Here is a 15690-nt window from a genome sequence, read left to right as displayed (position 1 = left end):
TTCCGGCGGACCCCGCAGGGGGAGGGTCGGCCAGACCTCGGGGTCCCCGTCCCGGCAGCGCCCGTAGTCGCGCCGGGGCCTCACTCAGTACCGCTGAAGAGACTTCGAGGTACCGCCATGTCCAAGACGGCCTACGTCCGCACGAAACCGCATCTCAACATCGGCACGATGGGTCATGTCGACCACGGCAAGACCACCCTGACCGCCGCCATCACCAAGGTCCTCGCCGAGCGCGGGGCCGGCACGTTCGTGCCGTTCGACCGCATCGACCGTGCCCCGGAGGAGGCGGCGCGCGGCATCACCATCAACATCGCGCACGTCGAGTACGAGACCGACACCCGGCACTACGCGCACGTCGACATGCCCGGCCACGCCGACTACGTCAAGAACATGGTCACCGGGGCCGCGCAGCTCGACGGGGCGATCCTCGTCGTCTCCGCGCTCGACGGGATCATGCCGCAGACCGCCGAGCACGTGCTGCTCGCCCGGCAGGTGGGGGTGAACCACGTGGTCGTCGCGCTCAACAAGGCCGACGCGGGCGACGAGGAGCTGATCGACCTCGTGGAGCTGGAGGTCCGCGAGCTGCTCACCGCGCACGGCTATGGCGGTGACTCCGTACCCGTCGTACGGGTCTCCGGCCTCAAGGCGCTCGAAGGCGACCCACGGTGGACGGCGTCGATCGACGCGCTGCTGGACGCGGTGGACACGTACGTCCCGATGCCGGAGCGGTATCTGGACGCGCCGTTCCTGTTGTCCGTGGAGAACGTCCTCACCATCACCGGTCGCGGGACCGTCGTCACGGGGGCCGTCGAGCGGGGCACGATCCACGTGGGCGACCGGGTCGAGGTGCTCGGCGCCGAGGTGGAGACCGTGGTCACCGGGCTGGAGACCTTCGGCAAGCCGATGTCGGAGGCGCAGGCCGGGGACAACGTGGCGCTGCTGCTGCGCGGGGTGGGCCGCGACGCCGTCCGACGCGGGCACGTGGTGGCCGCGCCCGGCAGCGTCGTGCCCAGTCGGCACTTCACCGCGCAGGTGTATGTGCTGTCGGCGCGCGAGGGCGGGCGTACGACGCCGGTGTCCACCGGGTACCGGCCGCAGTTCTACATCCGTACGGCGGATGTGGTGGGCGACGTCGACCTGGGCGAGATCGCCGTCGCCCGGCCGGGGGACCGGGTCACGATGAGTGTGGAGCTGGGCCGGGAGGTGCCGTTGGAGGCCGGTCTCGGGTTCGCGATCCGTGAGGGCGGTCGGACCGTGGGAGCGGGGACGGTGACGGCCGTTCAGTAGGCGGGTTGCCGTGTGCGGGGGACCGCGGGCCGGTTCATGGCCGGTCGCGCGGTTCCCCGCGCCCCGTTCCGGGCGCCGCACTCGCCCCACGGTCGCGTGGCCCACCCGGCACAATGGGCCCGTGAACGAGCCCATACCCGTCCTCCGCGCCATCGATCAAGGCACCGCCAAGCTCATGCCGGACGTCGACCGGGAGCGGGCCTGGCTGTTGACCGTGGACGGGGCGCCGCAGTCGTACGTCGACCTGGACGAGCCGACGCATCTGGAGTTCGAGTACGCGCGGCGCCTCGGGCATGTGCTGGACATGGTGGCGGAGCCGGGGCGGGCGCTCGACGTGCTGCATCTCGGTGGGGGCGCGCTCACGCTGCCCAGGTATGTGGCCGCCACCCGGCCCGGGTCCCGGCAGGACGTCGTCGAGTACGACCGGGCGCTGCTGGGCCTGGTCGTCGAGCAGCTGCCGCTGCCCGGCGACGCGGGGATCGCGCTGCACGGCGCGGACGCCCGGGAATGGCTCGAAGCGGCCCCCACGGACTCCGCCGACGTGCTGGTGGGGGATGTGTTCGGGGGCTCGCGGGTGCCCGCGCATCTGACGACCGTGGCGTACGCGCGGGCCGCCGAGCGGGTGCTGCGCGCGGACGGGGTGTATCTCGCGAACCTGGCCGATGCGGCGCCGTTCGCGTTCCTGCGGTCGCAACTGGCCACGCTCGCCACGGTGTTCGAGGAACTGGTGCTGATCGCCGAGCCGGGGGTACTGCGCGGCCGGCGGTTCGGGAACGCCGTGCTCGTCGCCTCCCATCAGCCGCTCGACATCGCCTTCCTGGCCCGGCGGACCGCCGCCGACGCCTTCCCGGCGCGCGTCGAGCACGGCCCGGCGCTGCGCGACTTCACCGGCGGTGCCGCACCCGTGCGCGAGGAGGACGCCGTACCGTCACCCGAGCCGCCCGACGGAGCCTTCGGCATCGGCTGAGCCCGGCCTGGCCTCGGTCTCGGCGTGGGGCCTGGCGTCGGACTCGGCACCGGTCTCGGCATCGGACTCGGCACCGGTCTCGACGTCGGGTTCGACGTCGGGTTCGGCGTCGGGTTTGGCCAGGGCCACCGGCTTGCCGTGCCGGGTCAGGTTCCGTACGTCCCGTACGCACAGGACCGCCGCCGTGGCCCCCACGCACAGCGCGGCGCAGCCCCACAGGGCCGCCGTACGCCCGAAGGCGCTCTCCGCCGGACCCGCCAGCGCGGCGGCGAGCGGCACCATCGCCACCGAGCCGAACCAGTCGTACGCGGAGACGCGGGACAGCTTGTCCTCGGGGATCTCCTGGTGCAGCGCGGTCATCCAGGAGACGCCGAACACCTCGATCGACAGACCGCTGACGAACATGGCGAGGCACAGCACGGCGATCGGCACCGGTACGGCGAGCGCGGCGGACGGCAGGGCGAACGGGAAGACGCACAGGACGCCCACGAGGAGGAGGCGGCGCGGTTTCCAGCGGGCCATGAGCAGCGCGCCGACGGCGTTGCCGGCCCCGAACAGGCCCAGTGCCAGGCCCCAGGGGCCGGGCCCGCCGAGGCTGTCGCGGGCGACCTGGGGGCCGTAGACCGCGTCGGCGGCGACGATGACCGCGTTCACCAGGGAGAACTGGACCACGATCGCCCACAGCCAGGTGCGGCCGGTGAACTCCCGCCAGCCGTCCCGGAGATCGGCGAGCATGCCGTGGCCCGGCTCGCGCTCCGGTATGTGGCTCACGTCGAGGAAGGCACGCAGGGCCCCGGCGAAGGCGAACGCGGCGGCGTCCACCGCGAGTACCCAGCCGGGGCCGATCACCGCGATCAGGGCGCCGCCGAGGGCCGCGCCGGTCATCGTCGCGCCCTGCGACGCGAAGCGGAACAGCGCGAAGGCCCGGCCCGCCTGCTCGGCGGTGACCGAGGAGAGCAGCATGCCCTCCGCGGCCGGGCTGAAGAACGCCTGTCCGGTGCCGCCGAGCGCGGAGAGCAGCATCATCTGCCAGAGGTGTGCCTCGTCGGTGAGCACGAGCACGGCGAAGACGGCCTGGGAGAGACAGTTGAGGGTGTTCGCCGCGACCATTACGCGGTGCCGGGGCAGCCGGTCCGCGACCGCACCGCCGATCAGCAGGAACAGCACCAGCGGCAGGGTCCGTGCCGCCGCGACCAGACCGACGTCCCCGCCGTCGCCGCCCGCCTCCAGGACCGCGAACGCGGCCGCGATCAGGGCGCCGTTGCTGCCCAGGCTGGTGACGACCGCGGCCGTCGTCAGCAGGGTGTAGTTGCGGCCGGCCCAGGCGGGGCGGCGTCGGAAGGCGGCGGGAGTGGTCACCCGCCGACTATCGCCGCCCCGCCCCCTTCCGCCAAACCGTTTCAGCACGGGATGCGGCCGAATCGGGCCAGGGGCGAGACGGCCCCGTCGACGCCGCCCCGCCTGCGCCGCCTCGCCGTACCTCGCCCCGCCCCGGTGCCCGGTGTCGGCTCAGCCGCCCGTCGGTTCGCCGTACAGCCGTACCGTGCTGAGGATCTTCTGTACCGTCGCGTCCGGGACCTCGTCATCGACGTCCTTGGCGCCGTGGAAGGTCCAGGAGACGTAGTCACCGGCCGAGTTCTTGAAGGCGAACGTGGTCGCCTTGCCGTCGGTGTCGCACTTGCCCTTCTTGGCGACACCCTTCGAGTACGTGGCCGCGACACTGCCCTCGACGCCCGACGTCGTGGTGTACGCCTTGGGCTTGCCGATGGTCATCTTCTTCTTGGAGGTGTCCTTCTGGTCGGTGTAACCACCGAAGACCCACCACGCCGAGTCGTTGCGGGCGATCTCCTCGCTGCCCTTGGCGCCCTGCTGGCCCTTGGTGCCCACGGCGGCCAGGGAACTCGACTCCTCGTTGCCGTCCTTGTCGTCGTCGGACGTGCACCACTCCTCCTTGAGGATGGCGGGTGCCGACATGCCGATGAGGACCGACCCGTCGCCCTTCTCGTCGTCCTCGAACCCGATGAAGGTGTCGGGCGACTGCACGTCCCACTCGGCGGGCACGTCGAAGGCCGTACCCCACTTGGGGTTGACGACGACCTTCCAGCCCGCGATGGTCGGCTTCGCCCCGGCGTCGTCGCCGCGCGGGTTGTCCTCGGTGCTCTCGGACACGGTCGGCGACGGGGAGGCCGAGGGAGCGGACTGGGTCTTGGACTTGTCCTTGTCGCCCTCGCCACCGAGGACCAGGAAGCCCGTCACTCCGGCCGCCACGACGACGGCCGTGGCCGCGATGATCGCGATCAGTTTCGTCCGGTTGCCGCCGCCTCCGCCCGGCGGCACCGGCGGGCCCGCGGGGGCCTGCGCGCCCCACTGCGGTTGCTGCCCGTACTGGGCCTGCTGGCCCGTCGACTGGTATCCGGGCTGCTGGTAGGGGTTGGGTTGCTGGTACCCCGGCTGTTGGTATCCCGGCTGCCCCGGTTGTCCCGACTGTCCCGGCTGCCCCGGTTGTCCCGGCTGGCCGTACCCCGGCTGCTGGTACGGGTTCGGCTGCTGCGGTTGGTGCTCGCCCCCGGGCGGCTGCTGCTGTCCTGGCCACATGGCTGGTAACCATAGATGCGCCAGGGGGCGGGGTGCCACGGGAGTCCACGAAGCAGCTTTGCAGTCGGGACGAACGGCTCCAAAACGCCCCGGGTTGACGACTTTTGACCCGGGGCACGTGGGTTGTCAGGAGGTGGTCGCATCCTCGGAGAGGCGTTCGGAGAGGCGTACCGTCCCGAGAATCTTGCCCACCGTCGCGTCCGGGACCTCCTCGGCCACCCCCGTCGGCCCGACGAACGACTATGCCGCGAGGTCCCCTTCGGCGTTCTGGAACGCGAACGTCGTCGGCTTCCCGTCCGTCCGGCACCTCCCCGTTCTCGCCACGCCGCACCACTCCTCTCCTCCTTCAGGAAGGAGGGCGCCGGCCGGGACGTCGAAGGTGACGCCGACGTCCGGGTTCACCACGGGCCTCCGTCCCGCGACGGTCGCTTCGGTGCCGTTCCCGGCCCGGGGGTTCGGCGGCTGCTCTCCTGGCCGCATGGGCGGCAGGGATACATCACATCGGCGTCCCTGGTCAGGGGTGTCTACTCGCGGGTAACATCGCGCCATGAGCGCAGACCAGATGTCGATCGGCGAGATGCTCGCCGCCACGGTGCCGATGGCCAGGACCCTGAAACTGGAGTTCCTGGAGACAGCGCCGGAGAAGGCCGTGGTGGCACTGCCGGACCAGGGTGAGTTCCACAATCACGTCGGCGGGCCGCACGCCGGGGCGATGTTCACCCTGGGCGAGTCGGCGAGCGGGGCGATCGTGCTCGCCGCCTTCGGCGACCAGCTCTCCCGTGCCGTGCCGCTCGCGGTCAGCGCGGAGATCGCCTACCGGAAGCTCGCGATGGGCCCCGTCACGGCCACCGCCACGCTCGGCCGCCCCGCCGCCGAGGTCGTCGCCGAGCTCGACGCGGGACAGCGTCCCGAGTTCCCCGTCGCCGTCGCCATCCAGCGCGCCGACGGCGCCGTGACCGGCGAGATGACGGTGGTCTGGACCCTGCGTCCCCACAGCTGACCGCCGGCCCGCCCCCGGCCCTCGCCGCCCTCCCGTTTCGTCGAGAGTGGCGGGGGTGTCTTGTTCACGTCATTGACACGAGTCACCTCCGGCCCTAGTTTCCCCGCCGACACGCGCGCACGACGTCCACCACGACGGCCTGCACGAAGGAGTGACGGCTCATGCCAGAGACCGTGTCCCGGCGTTTCGGCGCCATCCGCCCCGGACGGCCGGGCTCGGGCCCGAGGAGACTGGGCCTGGCGGCGACGGCCCTCGCCGCCGCCCTGCTGGCCCCCGCCCCCGCGCAGGCGGCGACCCCGCGGCCGACCCTCGTCCGCACCGACTCCGGCTGGGTCCGGGGCGACGCCACCGCCGAGGGGCGGCAGTTCCTCGGCATCCCCTATGCCCAGCCACCCGTGGGAGACCTCCGCTGGACCGAGCCCCGGCCCGTCCGGCCCTGGCAAGGGGTCCGTGAGGCGGGCGAGTTCGGCGACAGATGCGTGCAGAGCGCGAGTTGGGACCCCGGCTACGAACAGCCGAGCCACACCGAGGACTGCCTCGACCTCAACGTGTACGCCCCGCAGAGCGGTTCACGCCGACCGGTGATGGTCTGGCTGCACGGCGGCGGGCTCACCGCGGGCGCCGGGGAGGACGTCGTGCCGGACGCCTTCGCCCGCCGCACCGGCACCGTCGTCGTGACCGTCAACTACCGCCTCGGCGCCATGGGTTTCCTCGCCACGTCCGAGCTCGACGACGAGTCGCGCGACGGGGTCTCCGGCAACTTCGGGATGCTCGACCAGCAGGCCGCCCTCCGCTGGGTACGGTCCAACATCGGCCGCTTCGGCGGCGATCCGGGCCGGGTCACCGTCGCGGGCGAGTCCGCCGGTGGCCGCTCGGTCTGCACCCAGCTGGCCTCGCCGACCGCGAAGGGCCTCTTCCGCGCCGGGATCGTGCAGAGCGGCGCGTACGGCGACTGCGCGGCCCGTACCCCGCAGGCGGCGGTGGCCCAGGGCCGGACCTTCCTCGCCAGGCTGGACTGCGCGGACGTGGCCTGTCTGCGCGGCAGACCGGCCGAAGAGATCCTCGCCGCCCAGGCCGGGCTGAACTGGGGCCCCGTCGTCGGCGGCGCCTTCCTGCCCGTACAGCCGGCGGAGGCGTACGCCGAGGGGGCGGCGGCCGGCGTGCCCGTCCTCAACGGCGCCAACCAGGACGAGGGCCGCCTCTTCGCCTTCGGCCGCTTCGACGGTTCCGGCGCCCCGCTCACCGCCGAGCAGTACCCCACCGTCATGCGGACCGACTTCGGCGACCGCGCCCTGGCCCGCTACCCCCTGTCCGCCCATGCCTCGCCGACCCTCGCGTACGCCACCGCCCAGGGCGACCAGCGTTTCGCCTGCCCCGCGCTGCGGCTGAACCAGGTCCTCGCCGGACGTGGACCGGTGTACGCGTACGAGTTCGCCGACCGCACCTCCCCGCCCTTCGCCTCGCTCCGCGACCTGGACACGGACTTCGACTTCGGCGCGACCCACGTCAACGAGGTGCAGTACCTCTTCCGCCACTTCGGCCTGGAGACCCCGCTGAACGCCGAGCAGCGCAGGCTGTCCCGCCAGATGACGGACTACTGGGGTTCCTTCATCCGCGAGGGGGTGCCGAGGGCCGCGGGCCAGCCCACGATCCCGGCGGGGGGACGGGAAGTCCTCACCTTCCGGACCGCGGCAGAGGGCGGCAACGCGCTGAGCACGACCGTGCACGGTGAGCATCGATGCCGACTGTGGGACAACCTGTAGGACTCCGTCGCCGTCCGAGTAAGCGGGTACGCTTCCCCGGCGTGCGCTCTGTCGTGACCGCACGCCGGGGGCCCTTGATCCGCTACACGGGAGGAACCGGCTTTGCACGTGCAGGAGTGGCTAGAAACAGTGCCCCCGCTCAGCATCTACCTGCTGGTGGGGCTGGTCATCGGCCTGGAGAGCCTGGGTATCCCGCTGCCCGGCGAGATCATCCTGGTCTCCTCCGCGCTGCTCGCCTCCCAGCACGGTGAGATCGACCCGTTCGTCCTCGGCGCGTGCGCCACCGCCGGCGCGATCATCGGCGACTCCATCGGCTACGCCATCGGCCGCAAGGGCGGACGCCCCCTGCTGGCCAAGCTCAACCGAAGGTTCCCCAAACACTTCAGCGAGAGCAACATCGCCGTCGCCGAGCGCTCCTTCGACCGGTGGGGCATGTGGGCCGTCTTCTTCGGCCGCTTCATCGCCCTTCTCCGCATCTTCGCCGGCCCCCTCGCCGGCGTCCTCCAGATGCCGTACTGGCGCTTCCTCGTGGCCAACGTCCTCGGCGGCATCCTCTGGGCCGGCGGCACCACCGCCGTCATCTACTACGTCGGCGTCGTCGCCGAGGCCTGGCTCAAGCGCTTCTCCTGGCTGGGCCTGGTCCTGGCCGTCCTGATCGGCGTCGGCTCGATGCTCGTGATCAAGCGCAAGGCGAAGAAGGCGGCGGAGAAGGCGGAGGAGACCGAGGGGGAACTGGTCACCGCCGCCGACGCCTGAGGGGCGCCTGAGGGACGCCTGAGGGACGTCTGAGAGGTGCGGGGCCGTGCCGCTGTGCGGCTCCGCCGCCCGACGCGACCGGCCGCGCACGACCGGCGGACCGCTACACGCCGTACTCCTCCTGCGCTGTCCGGTGCGCCTTCGCCAGTTCCGCGTAGTGAGTCCCGTTCAACGTGACCATGTCGCGCTCCTCATCGGTGAGCGGACGCTTCACCTTCGCCGGAACCCCCGCCACCAGCGACCCGGGCGGCACCCGCATCCCCTGAGGCACCAGCGCCTGAGCGGCCACCAGGGAACCCGCCCCGATCACCGCGCCGTTCAGGACGGTCGCCCCCATCCCGATCAGACAGTCGTCCTCGACGGTCGCCCCGTGCACCACCGCGTTGTGCCCGATCGAGACCCGCTCGCCGATCGAGACGGGGAAACCCGGGTCGACGTGCAACGTGCAGTTGTCCTGGACGTTGGCGTCCGCGCCGATGACGATCGGCTCGAACTCGGCCCGCAGCACCGCTCCGTACCAGACACTCGACCCCGGCCGCAGCGTCACGTCGCCGATCACCACCGACGTGGGGGAGACGAACGCGGCCTCCTCCACATCCGGCTTCCTGCCGCCGAACGTCGTGATCAGGGCCCGCTGCCGGTTCATCGCCGCCTCCTGGTGGTGAGCGTGGTGCGTGGTGGCCGTGACGGCCGAGTGGATCATTCCTCACCCGCACCGTAAGCCATGGGGTGGGCGTCGCGTGGGGTGAAGATCACAGCCGTACGACGCCATGCGTGTGCCGCCCGGTGAGTACGGTGAGCGGGTGCCGAAGAGCAAGAACACGTTCTCGTCCCGGCGGGGCCGCCTCGTGCAGCGCGCCGTCCATGCGGGCTGGGCGTGGCTGCAGCGCACGGGTTCGGTGACGGCCGAGCGGCCCGGCCGCTTCCGCTTCGGCGCGATGGGAACGGGTACCAGGCTGGCCTTTCCGCTCGGCACGGTCTTCGGTGAGCCGTGGATCCATCTGGGCTCCCACTGCATCATCGGCGAGCAGGTCACCCTGACCGCCGGGCTGATGCCCGATCTGGACCTCGGTGCGGAACCGATCCTGCGCATCGGTGACGGTGTCGTCCTCGGGCGGGGCAGCCATGTCATCGCCGACACCACCGTCACGATCGGCAGCGACTGCTACTTCGGGCCGTATGTCTACGTGACGTCCACGAACCACTCGTACGACGACCCGCACGAGCCGATCGGCAAGCAGTGGCCGCGTATGGATCCGGTGTCGATCGGGCCGGGGTGCTGGATCGGTACGGGGGCGGTGATTCTGCCCGGTGCGCGGCTGGGGCGGAACGTGGTGGTCGCCGCGGGCGCGGTGGTGCGGGGGGTGGTTCCGGACCACTCGGTGGTGGCCGGGGCGCCCGCGCGGGTCGTGCGGCGGTGGGATCCGGCCGAGGGGTGGCAGCCGCCGATCCGGACGCCCGCACCGGTGCCGATACCCGACGGGGTCACGCCGGAGCAGTTGATGGCGCTGGCCGAGTGGGACGCCGAGGGGGCCGGGGAGTCCGCATAGGAGCTCGGCGCCCTGGTGCGGCGGCGGGTGCGGGTCCTCCGCGGCCGGTCACGCCCCCGCGCCTCCTGGGGCGCGGTCGGCCTCGCAGTACAGTTCGGTGAACCTGGAGTCCATGACACCGTAGTTCACCGCGTTGAACTCTTTCATTGAGAATATTGGACGGAATGTGTCGGATCTCGACCTGCTGACCCAGTCTCTGGCGCGGAACGTCAAGCGCTGGCGCACCGAGCGAGGGTTCACCCTGGACACCCTGGCGGCCCGTGCCGGAGTCAGTCGCGGCATGCTCATCCAGATCGAGCAGGCCCGCACCAACCCCAGCCTCGGCACGGTCGTCAAGATCGGTGATGCCCTCGGTGTCAGCATCACCACGCTGCTCGACTACGAACAGGGGCCCAGGGTCCGGGTCGTCCCGGCCGAGCAGGTGGTCCGGCTGTGGCACACCGAGGCGGGCAGCTACAGCAAGCTGCTGGCCGGTACGGAGGCGCCCGGCCCGCTGGAGATGTGGAACTGGCGGCTGATGCCGGGGGAGGGCAGCCGGTCGGACCCGCACCCGGCGGGCACGGTCGAGATCGCCCATGTCACGGCGGGCGAGCTGACCCTCACCGTCGAGGGCGCGGAGTACCGGGTCCCGGCCGGAGCGAGCGTCACCTTCGAGGCCAACGCGGCGCACGAGTACGCCAATCGGGGTGACGTGCCGACGGAGATGGTGCTGACGGTGTCGGTGCCGGCCGTGCACTGAGACCCCGGTCCGGCCGTCCGCGGGCTTTGTTACCGTGCGGCCCATGCGCGCACCCATCGGAGACTTCGACCACGCCACCCCTGCCCCCGACTGCCTCGACGACCTGGTCGGCCCGGTCGCCGACGCCGTACGCGGCTGGCCCGGCAGCGTGCCCGCCGACCAGATCCTGTACGTCGAGACGGACCCGCGGTGGGCCGACACCGCGGTGTTCGTCCAGCACTACGGGCAGGAACTGCTCGAACGGTCCGCGAACTGTGTGGTCGTCGCGGGCAAGCGGGGCGGCGGGTCGAGCCTGGCCGCGTGTGTCGTGCTCTCCACCACCCGCGTCGACGTCAACGGCGTGGTCCGCCGCCAACTCGGTGCCCGCAAGGCCTCGTTCGCGTCGATGGACACCGCCACCGGGGAGACCGGGATGGAGTACGGCGGCATCACCCCCGTCGGGCTGCCCGCGTCGTGGCCGGTCCTGGTGGACTCGGCCGTGATCGACCTGCCGTACGTCCTGGTCGGCAGTGGACGGCGGCGCGGCAAGCTGCTGGTGCCGGGGAAGGCGTTCGCGGAACTGCCGAACGCGGTGGTGCTGGAGGGTCTGGGAGTCGCCTGACGGGCGGACCCCGGCGCCGGGACGCCGACGCCGGCCCCGGGCGCATGACCCGGAACCCGGCGACGTGCGGCTGGAGGCCGGCGATGTGCGGCTGGGGCCGGATCAGGCGGCGGCGGTGCCCGCCCGGGCGCTGAGCTGGTTCAGGACCTCGGTGAGACCGGTGACGACCTCGGCGTCGTCGGCCGGGTGGGTCTCGGCGAAGCGGATGACGGAGCTGGGGATGGAGAGCTTGGCGTCCTCCAGGACCGTGGCACCGGCGACGCCGAGGGCCTTGCGGGTCTCGTCCTGCGCCCACACGCCGCCGAACTGGCCGAACGCGGTGCCGACCACGGCGACCGGCTTGCCGGTGAAGGAGCCGGCGCCGTACGGGCGGGACAGCCAGTCGATGGCGTTCTTCAGGACGGCGGGGATGGTGCCGTTGTACTCGGGGGAGAAGAGCAGGAAGCCGTCGACCTGGCCGGCGGTCTCGCGCAGCCGTGCGGCGGTGGCCGGGAGGGCGGCCTCGGTGTCGAGGTCCTCGTTGTAGAAGGGGATCTCGGCCAGGCCCTCGTACAGCTCGATCTCGACGCCCTGGGGGGCGTACTTCACGGCGGCCTCGGCGAGCTGGCGGTTGTGCGAACCGGCGCGAAGGCTGCCGACGAGCGCGAGGATGCGTACGGACATGAGCTGACTCCTAGCAAGGATGTGCACGGGGAAAAGCTAAGCGGACCGGGGTCCGTTGAAATTTGTAGCACCTATCCGGACCGGGGTCCACTTGTCTGTGGCGAGCGTTACGCTCCCTTCATGAAAGAGTCGCTGCCGCCCCTCCCGGCGCCTCAGGAACCCGACCCCCTCGACGGGCTGCTGAGCCTCGCACCCACCACCTCCGACCAGCCGCGCCTGCGTGCGGACGCGGCCCGCAACCGCACCCGGCTGCTGGAGGTCGCCGCCCGGCTGGCGGCGGAGTGCGGGGCCGCGAATCTGACCATGGAGGCCGTGGCCACCGCCGCCGAGGTGGGCAAGGGCACCGTCTTCCGGCGCTTCGGTGACCGGTTCGGGCTCATGCTCGCGCTGCTCGACCATCACGAGCGGGAGCTGCAGGCCGCGTTCCTGACCGGCCCGCCGCCCCTCGGCCCCGACGCGCCATCCGTCGAGCGTCTCCGGGCCTTCGGCGCCGCCGTCATCCGGCACGAGTACGCCCACCGCGACCTCTACCTCGCCGCCCACACGGACGTCTCCCGCCGCCACACCAGCCCGGCCAACCAGCTTCGCCTCGGCCACCTGTGCATGCTGCTGCGCCGTGCCGGGACGGGGGGCGACGTCGAACTGCTGGCGCAGACCCTGCTGGGCTATCTGGACATCAGTCTCGTCGACCATCTGGTGGGGCGGCGGGGGATGTCGCTGGACCGGCTGGAGCTGGGGTGGGGGGACCTGGTCGAGCGGCTGGTCGTGGAGTAGATCCGGGACGCTCGACCGAGACGGCAAAAGCGACCGCTTGGTAACTTGGAGCGCACGTGCCGGGGAGCGGCCTCGCACGCCACGTGAGGGGGAGGGTCACATGACCGACGAGAACGGTGGGAACGGGCGGCAGGACATCACCGGCACCGGCTTCTTCTCCTCCGTGGACGACGTCTCCGCGCGGCTCGCCGAAGCGGGCTACCTGGCCTCCACCGCCGTCGCCACCACCGTCTTCCTGGCCGACCGGCTCGGCAAGCCCCTGCTGGTGGAAGGCCCGGCGGGCGTCGGCAAGACCGAGCTGGCCAAGGCCGTCGCCCGGGTCGGCGCCGCCCGCCTGGTCCGCCTCCAGTGCTACGAGGGCATCGACGAGTCCCGCGCCCTGTACGAGTGGAACCACGCCAAGCAGCTGCTGCGCATCACCGCCGGGCGCGACGAGGCCTGGGACGACACCCGCACCGACATCTTCAGCGACGAGTTCCTGCTCACCCGTCCTCTGCTGACCGCCATCCGGGGCGACGAGCCGACCGTGCTCCTCATCGACGAGACCGACAAGGCGGACGTCGAGGTGGAAGGGCTCCTGCTGGAGGTGCTCAGCGACTTCCAGGTCACCGTCCCGGAGATGGGCACGATCACCGCCACCCGGCGCCCCTTCACGGTCCTCACCTCCAACGCCACCCGGGAGCTGTCCGAGGCCCTGCGCCGCCGCTGCCTCTTCCTCCATCTCGACTTCCCCGACGCCGAGTTGGAGCGCCGGATCGTACGGCTCAGGGTCCCGGGCCTGGACGGCACCCTCTCGGACTCCCTGGTCCGTGTGGTCGGCGCGCTGCGCGAGATGGAGCTGCGCAAGGCCCCCTCCGTCGCCGAGACCATCGACTGGGCACGCACCCTGCTGGCCCTCGGCGCCGACACCCTCGACGAGACCGTCGTACGGGACAGCCTGGGCGTGATCCTCAAGCACCAGGACGACATCGAGAAGGCCGCGCGGAAGCTGACGCTGGTATGAGCGCCGGTGCCGGAGGCGCGGGCACGGCTCCGGGCTCCGCGCTGACCGAGCGGCTGACCGCGTTCGTACGGGCGTTGCGCGGCCACGGCATACGGATCGGGCCCGGCGAGACCGTGGACGCGGCGGCCGTGCTCGAAGTGCTGGGCCTCGCCGACCGGGAGCGGATCCGGGAGGGGCTGGCGGCAGCCCTGCTGCGCGCCGACCGGCAGCGCGCCGTGTTCGACGCCGCCTTCGAGCTGTACTTCCCGCTCGGCGTGGGGGAGTTGACGGGCGCGCGGGATGCCTCGGCCGGGGACCGGGACGAGCTGCGCGACCGGCTTGCCGAGGCGCTGGCCGCGAACGACACGGCCGCGCTCGGCCGACTCGCCGGCGAGGCCGTGGACCTGCTCGGCCGCTACGGCTCCCCCGGTTCGGACGGCTGGTCGGCCCATCAGACGCTGGACCGGCTCCGGCCGCAGACGCTGCTGGCACGGATCCTGGCCGCGTCGCAGGGGGCACCGGGGGCGAGCGGGGCGGGTGGCACGTCCGGCGCGGGGGCCGGTGGCGGGTTCCGTATGGGATTCGGTGGCGGGTTCACGTTCGGCCAGGGAAGGGGTGTGGGCTCGGGATCCGGTTCCGCCCCCGGCTCCGGTCTCGGGTCGGGTGGGTTCACCGATCGGCTGGACGCCGATGAGATCCGGCGTCGTATCGAGGACTTCCGGAACCGGGTGCGTACGGAGGCGCGGCGGCGGGTCGCCGAGCGCCGGGGAGCGGAGATGATCGCCGAGCGGGGTATCGCGCCGAGCGCCGACCAGGTGGACTTCCTCATCGCGAGCCGCGAGCAGCTCGTCGAACTACGCCGTACCGTCCAGCCGTTGGCCCGTAAGCTCGCGACCCGGCTGGCCGCCCGGCGGCGCAGGGCCGCGCGCGGCCAGATCGACATCCGGCGCACGCTACGGCGTTCGCTGTCCACGGGTGGGGTGCCCCTGCGCCCCGCCTATCGGCGGCATCGGCCCGCGCGCCCGGAGATCGTGCTGTTGTGCGACGTGTCCGGGTCGGTCGCCGGGTTCGCGAACTTCACGATGCTCCTGGTGCAGGCGATGCGGGACCAGTTCAGCAAGGTGCGGGTCTACGCGTTCGTCAACCGTGTCGACGAGGTCACCCGCCTCGTCACCACCGGGGAGGCCGACCCCGCCGAACTCGGCCGCCGGATCGCCACCGAGGCCGCGATCACCGGTTGGCACGGCAGCAGCGACTACGGAGCCGCGCTCGGCGAGTTCGCCGAGCGCCACCTCGACGCCGTGGGCCCCCGTACGTCGGTGATCGTGCTCGGTGACGCCCGCACCAACGGGTTCGACCCCGACGCGGAGGCCCTGCGGCGGATCGTGGCCCGCGCCCGCCGCGTCCACTGGCTGAACCCCGAGCCGCCGAGCCAGTGGGCGACGGGCGACTCCGCGGCCCATGTCTATGCCGAGATCGTCGAGATGCACGCCTGCCGGAACGCGCGGCGGCTGGGGGAACTGGTGACGCGGTTGCTGCCGGTGTGAAGGGTGGTGCGAGCGGGGCGAGGGGTTGTGCGAGGGGTGTTGGCGCGCAGGCCGGGTGCGGTGGTCGCTCCCGCGGCTGCCGAGGTCATTCCGGGGCGGTGTCGATCACGCAGAAGCGGTTGCCCTCCGGGTCGGCGAGCACGACGAAGTCGGCGCCCTCCGGGTAGTCGTCCCAGTCGACGCGGGTCGCGCCCAGGTCCAGCAGCCGCTCGACCTCGGCCGCCTGTTCCTCCGCGTTCCCCGCGTAGAGGTCCAGATGCACCCGGGGACGCTCCTGCACCGGGGTCTCGCTGCGGCCGAGGGAGAGCTGGGCGCCGGTGCCCCGCGGATGCACCAGCACGACCCAGTCGTCCTCCGGCTCCTCGCGCGGGACGTACCCGAGGGCCTTCGTCCAGAACGCGGCGGCCCGCCGTACGTCGGACGCGCCCATCACCACGGATCCGATTCTCAGCATGGTCCGATTCTG

General features: G+C 72.2%; 16 protein-coding genes. 11 read left to right on the top strand and 5 right to left on the bottom strand.

Translation table 11 applies throughout. The features are described from left to right. Nucleotides 1-117: 117 nt before the first annotated feature. Nucleotides 118-1287: an elongation factor Tu gene (gene tuf / locus OG202_RS08855; protein WP_326584257.1), complete on the top strand. Its 1170-nt coding sequence runs from the start codon at nt 118-120 to the stop codon at nt 1285-1287. A gap of 121 nt (nt 1288-1408) precedes the next feature. Continuing rightward, nucleotides 1409-2254, top strand: coding sequence for a spermidine synthase (locus OG202_RS08850; protein WP_328222570.1), 846 nt, complete (start codon nt 1409-1411; stop codon nt 2252-2254). On the opposite strand, the gene OG202_RS08845 is transcribed toward OG202_RS08850, so the two are convergent. Beyond that, complete coding sequence (locus OG202_RS08845; RefSeq protein ID WP_327730693.1) at nt 2216-3613, bottom strand: MFS transporter; 1398 nt, start codon at nt 3611-3613, stop codon at nt 2216-2218. The two genes, OG202_RS08850 and OG202_RS08845, sit on opposite strands and share 39 nt — an antisense overlap. 150 nt (nt 3614-3763) lie before the next feature. Continuing rightward, nucleotides 3764-4849 carry a hypothetical protein gene (locus OG202_RS08840; RefSeq protein WP_327730694.1) on the bottom strand — a complete coding sequence of 362 codons (1086 nt, stop codon included), beginning with the start codon at nt 4847-4849 and terminating at the stop codon, nt 3764-3766. A gap of 562 nt (nt 4850-5411) precedes the next feature. Here OG202_RS08840 and OG202_RS08835 point away from each other — a divergent pair. From OG202_RS08835 to OG202_RS08825, 3 genes are all read left to right on the top strand, one after another. Next, complete coding sequence (locus tag OG202_RS08835; RefSeq protein WP_327732311.1) at nt 5412-5849, top strand: DUF4442 domain-containing protein; 438 nt, start codon at nt 5412-5414, stop codon at nt 5847-5849. A 161-nt stretch (nt 5850-6010) separates the two neighbouring features. After that, complete coding sequence (locus OG202_RS08830; protein ID WP_327730695.1) at nt 6011-7612, top strand: carboxylesterase/lipase family protein; 1602 nt, start codon at nt 6011-6013, stop codon at nt 7610-7612. Nucleotides 7613-7714: 102 nt separating this feature from the next. Beyond that, entirely contained in the window at nt 7715-8368 is a 654-nt protein-coding gene (locus OG202_RS08825) for a DedA family protein (protein ID WP_326584263.1), read from the top strand. A 103-nt stretch (nt 8369-8471) separates the two neighbouring features. Here OG202_RS08825 and OG202_RS08820 read toward each other — a convergent pair whose 3' ends face one another. Beyond that, nucleotides 8472-9014: a gamma carbonic anhydrase family protein gene (locus OG202_RS08820; RefSeq protein WP_326585917.1), complete on the bottom strand. Its 543-nt coding sequence runs from the start codon at nt 9012-9014 to the stop codon at nt 8472-8474. Between the two features lie 124 nt (nt 9015-9138). On the opposite strand from OG202_RS08820, the gene OG202_RS08815 reads away from it, so the two are divergent. The 3 genes from OG202_RS08815 to OG202_RS08805 all read left to right on the top strand — a co-directional run bounded on the left by OG202_RS08815 (nt 9139) and on the right by OG202_RS08805 (nt 11258). Continuing rightward, a complete protein-coding gene (locus OG202_RS08815) occupies nt 9139-9918 on the top strand; it encodes an acyltransferase (protein WP_327730696.1) in 780 nt (259 codons plus the stop codon). 166 nt (nt 9919-10084) lie between these two features. After that, nucleotides 10085-10657, top strand: coding sequence for a helix-turn-helix domain-containing protein (locus tag OG202_RS08810; RefSeq protein WP_326584265.1), 573 nt, complete (start codon nt 10085-10087; stop codon nt 10655-10657). A 43-nt stretch (nt 10658-10700) separates the two neighbouring features. Continuing rightward, nucleotides 10701-11258, top strand: a complete 558-nt coding sequence (locus OG202_RS08805) for a YbaK/EbsC family protein (protein ID WP_327730697.1) — start codon at nt 10701-10703, stop codon at nt 11256-11258. A gap of 102 nt (nt 11259-11360) precedes the next feature. Here OG202_RS08805 and OG202_RS08800 read toward each other — a convergent pair whose 3' ends face one another. Then, nucleotides 11361-11921: an NAD(P)H-dependent oxidoreductase gene (locus tag OG202_RS08800; RefSeq protein WP_326584267.1), complete on the bottom strand. Its 561-nt coding sequence runs from the start codon at nt 11919-11921 to the stop codon at nt 11361-11363. Nucleotides 11922-12041: 120 nt separating this feature from the next. On the opposite strand from OG202_RS08800, the gene OG202_RS08795 reads away from it, so the two are divergent. The 3 genes from OG202_RS08795 (at nt 12042) to OG202_RS08785 (ending at nt 15224) form a co-directional block, all read left to right on the top strand. Further along, nucleotides 12042-12695, top strand: coding sequence for a TetR/AcrR family transcriptional regulator (locus OG202_RS08795; RefSeq protein ID WP_328222569.1), 654 nt, complete (start codon nt 12042-12044; stop codon nt 12693-12695). 100 nt (nt 12696-12795) lie between these two features. Continuing rightward, complete coding sequence (locus OG202_RS08790; RefSeq protein WP_328222568.1) at nt 12796-13698, top strand: AAA family ATPase; 903 nt, start codon at nt 12796-12798, stop codon at nt 13696-13698. Further along, nucleotides 13695-15224, top strand: coding sequence for a VWA domain-containing protein (locus OG202_RS08785; protein ID WP_327730698.1), 1530 nt, complete (start codon nt 13695-13697; stop codon nt 15222-15224). The genes OG202_RS08790 and OG202_RS08785 overlap by 4 nt, the downstream gene beginning before the upstream one ends. Nucleotides 15225-15309: 85 nt before the next feature. Here the strand turns inward: OG202_RS08785 and OG202_RS08780 are convergent, their stop codons facing one another. Further along, on the bottom strand, nt 15310-15678 hold the full coding sequence (locus tag OG202_RS08780; protein ID WP_327730699.1) for a VOC family protein: 369 nt from the start codon (nt 15676-15678) through the stop codon (nt 15310-15312). Nucleotides 15679-15690 lie beyond the last annotated feature (12 nt).

This window comes from Streptomyces sp. NBC_00310, from assembly GCF_036208085.1.
Classification (GTDB): domain Bacteria; phylum Actinomycetota; class Actinomycetes; order Streptomycetales; family Streptomycetaceae; genus Streptomyces.
Note: the sequence above shows the minus strand (reverse complement) of the source record. Positions and strands in the feature narration are given on the sequence as shown.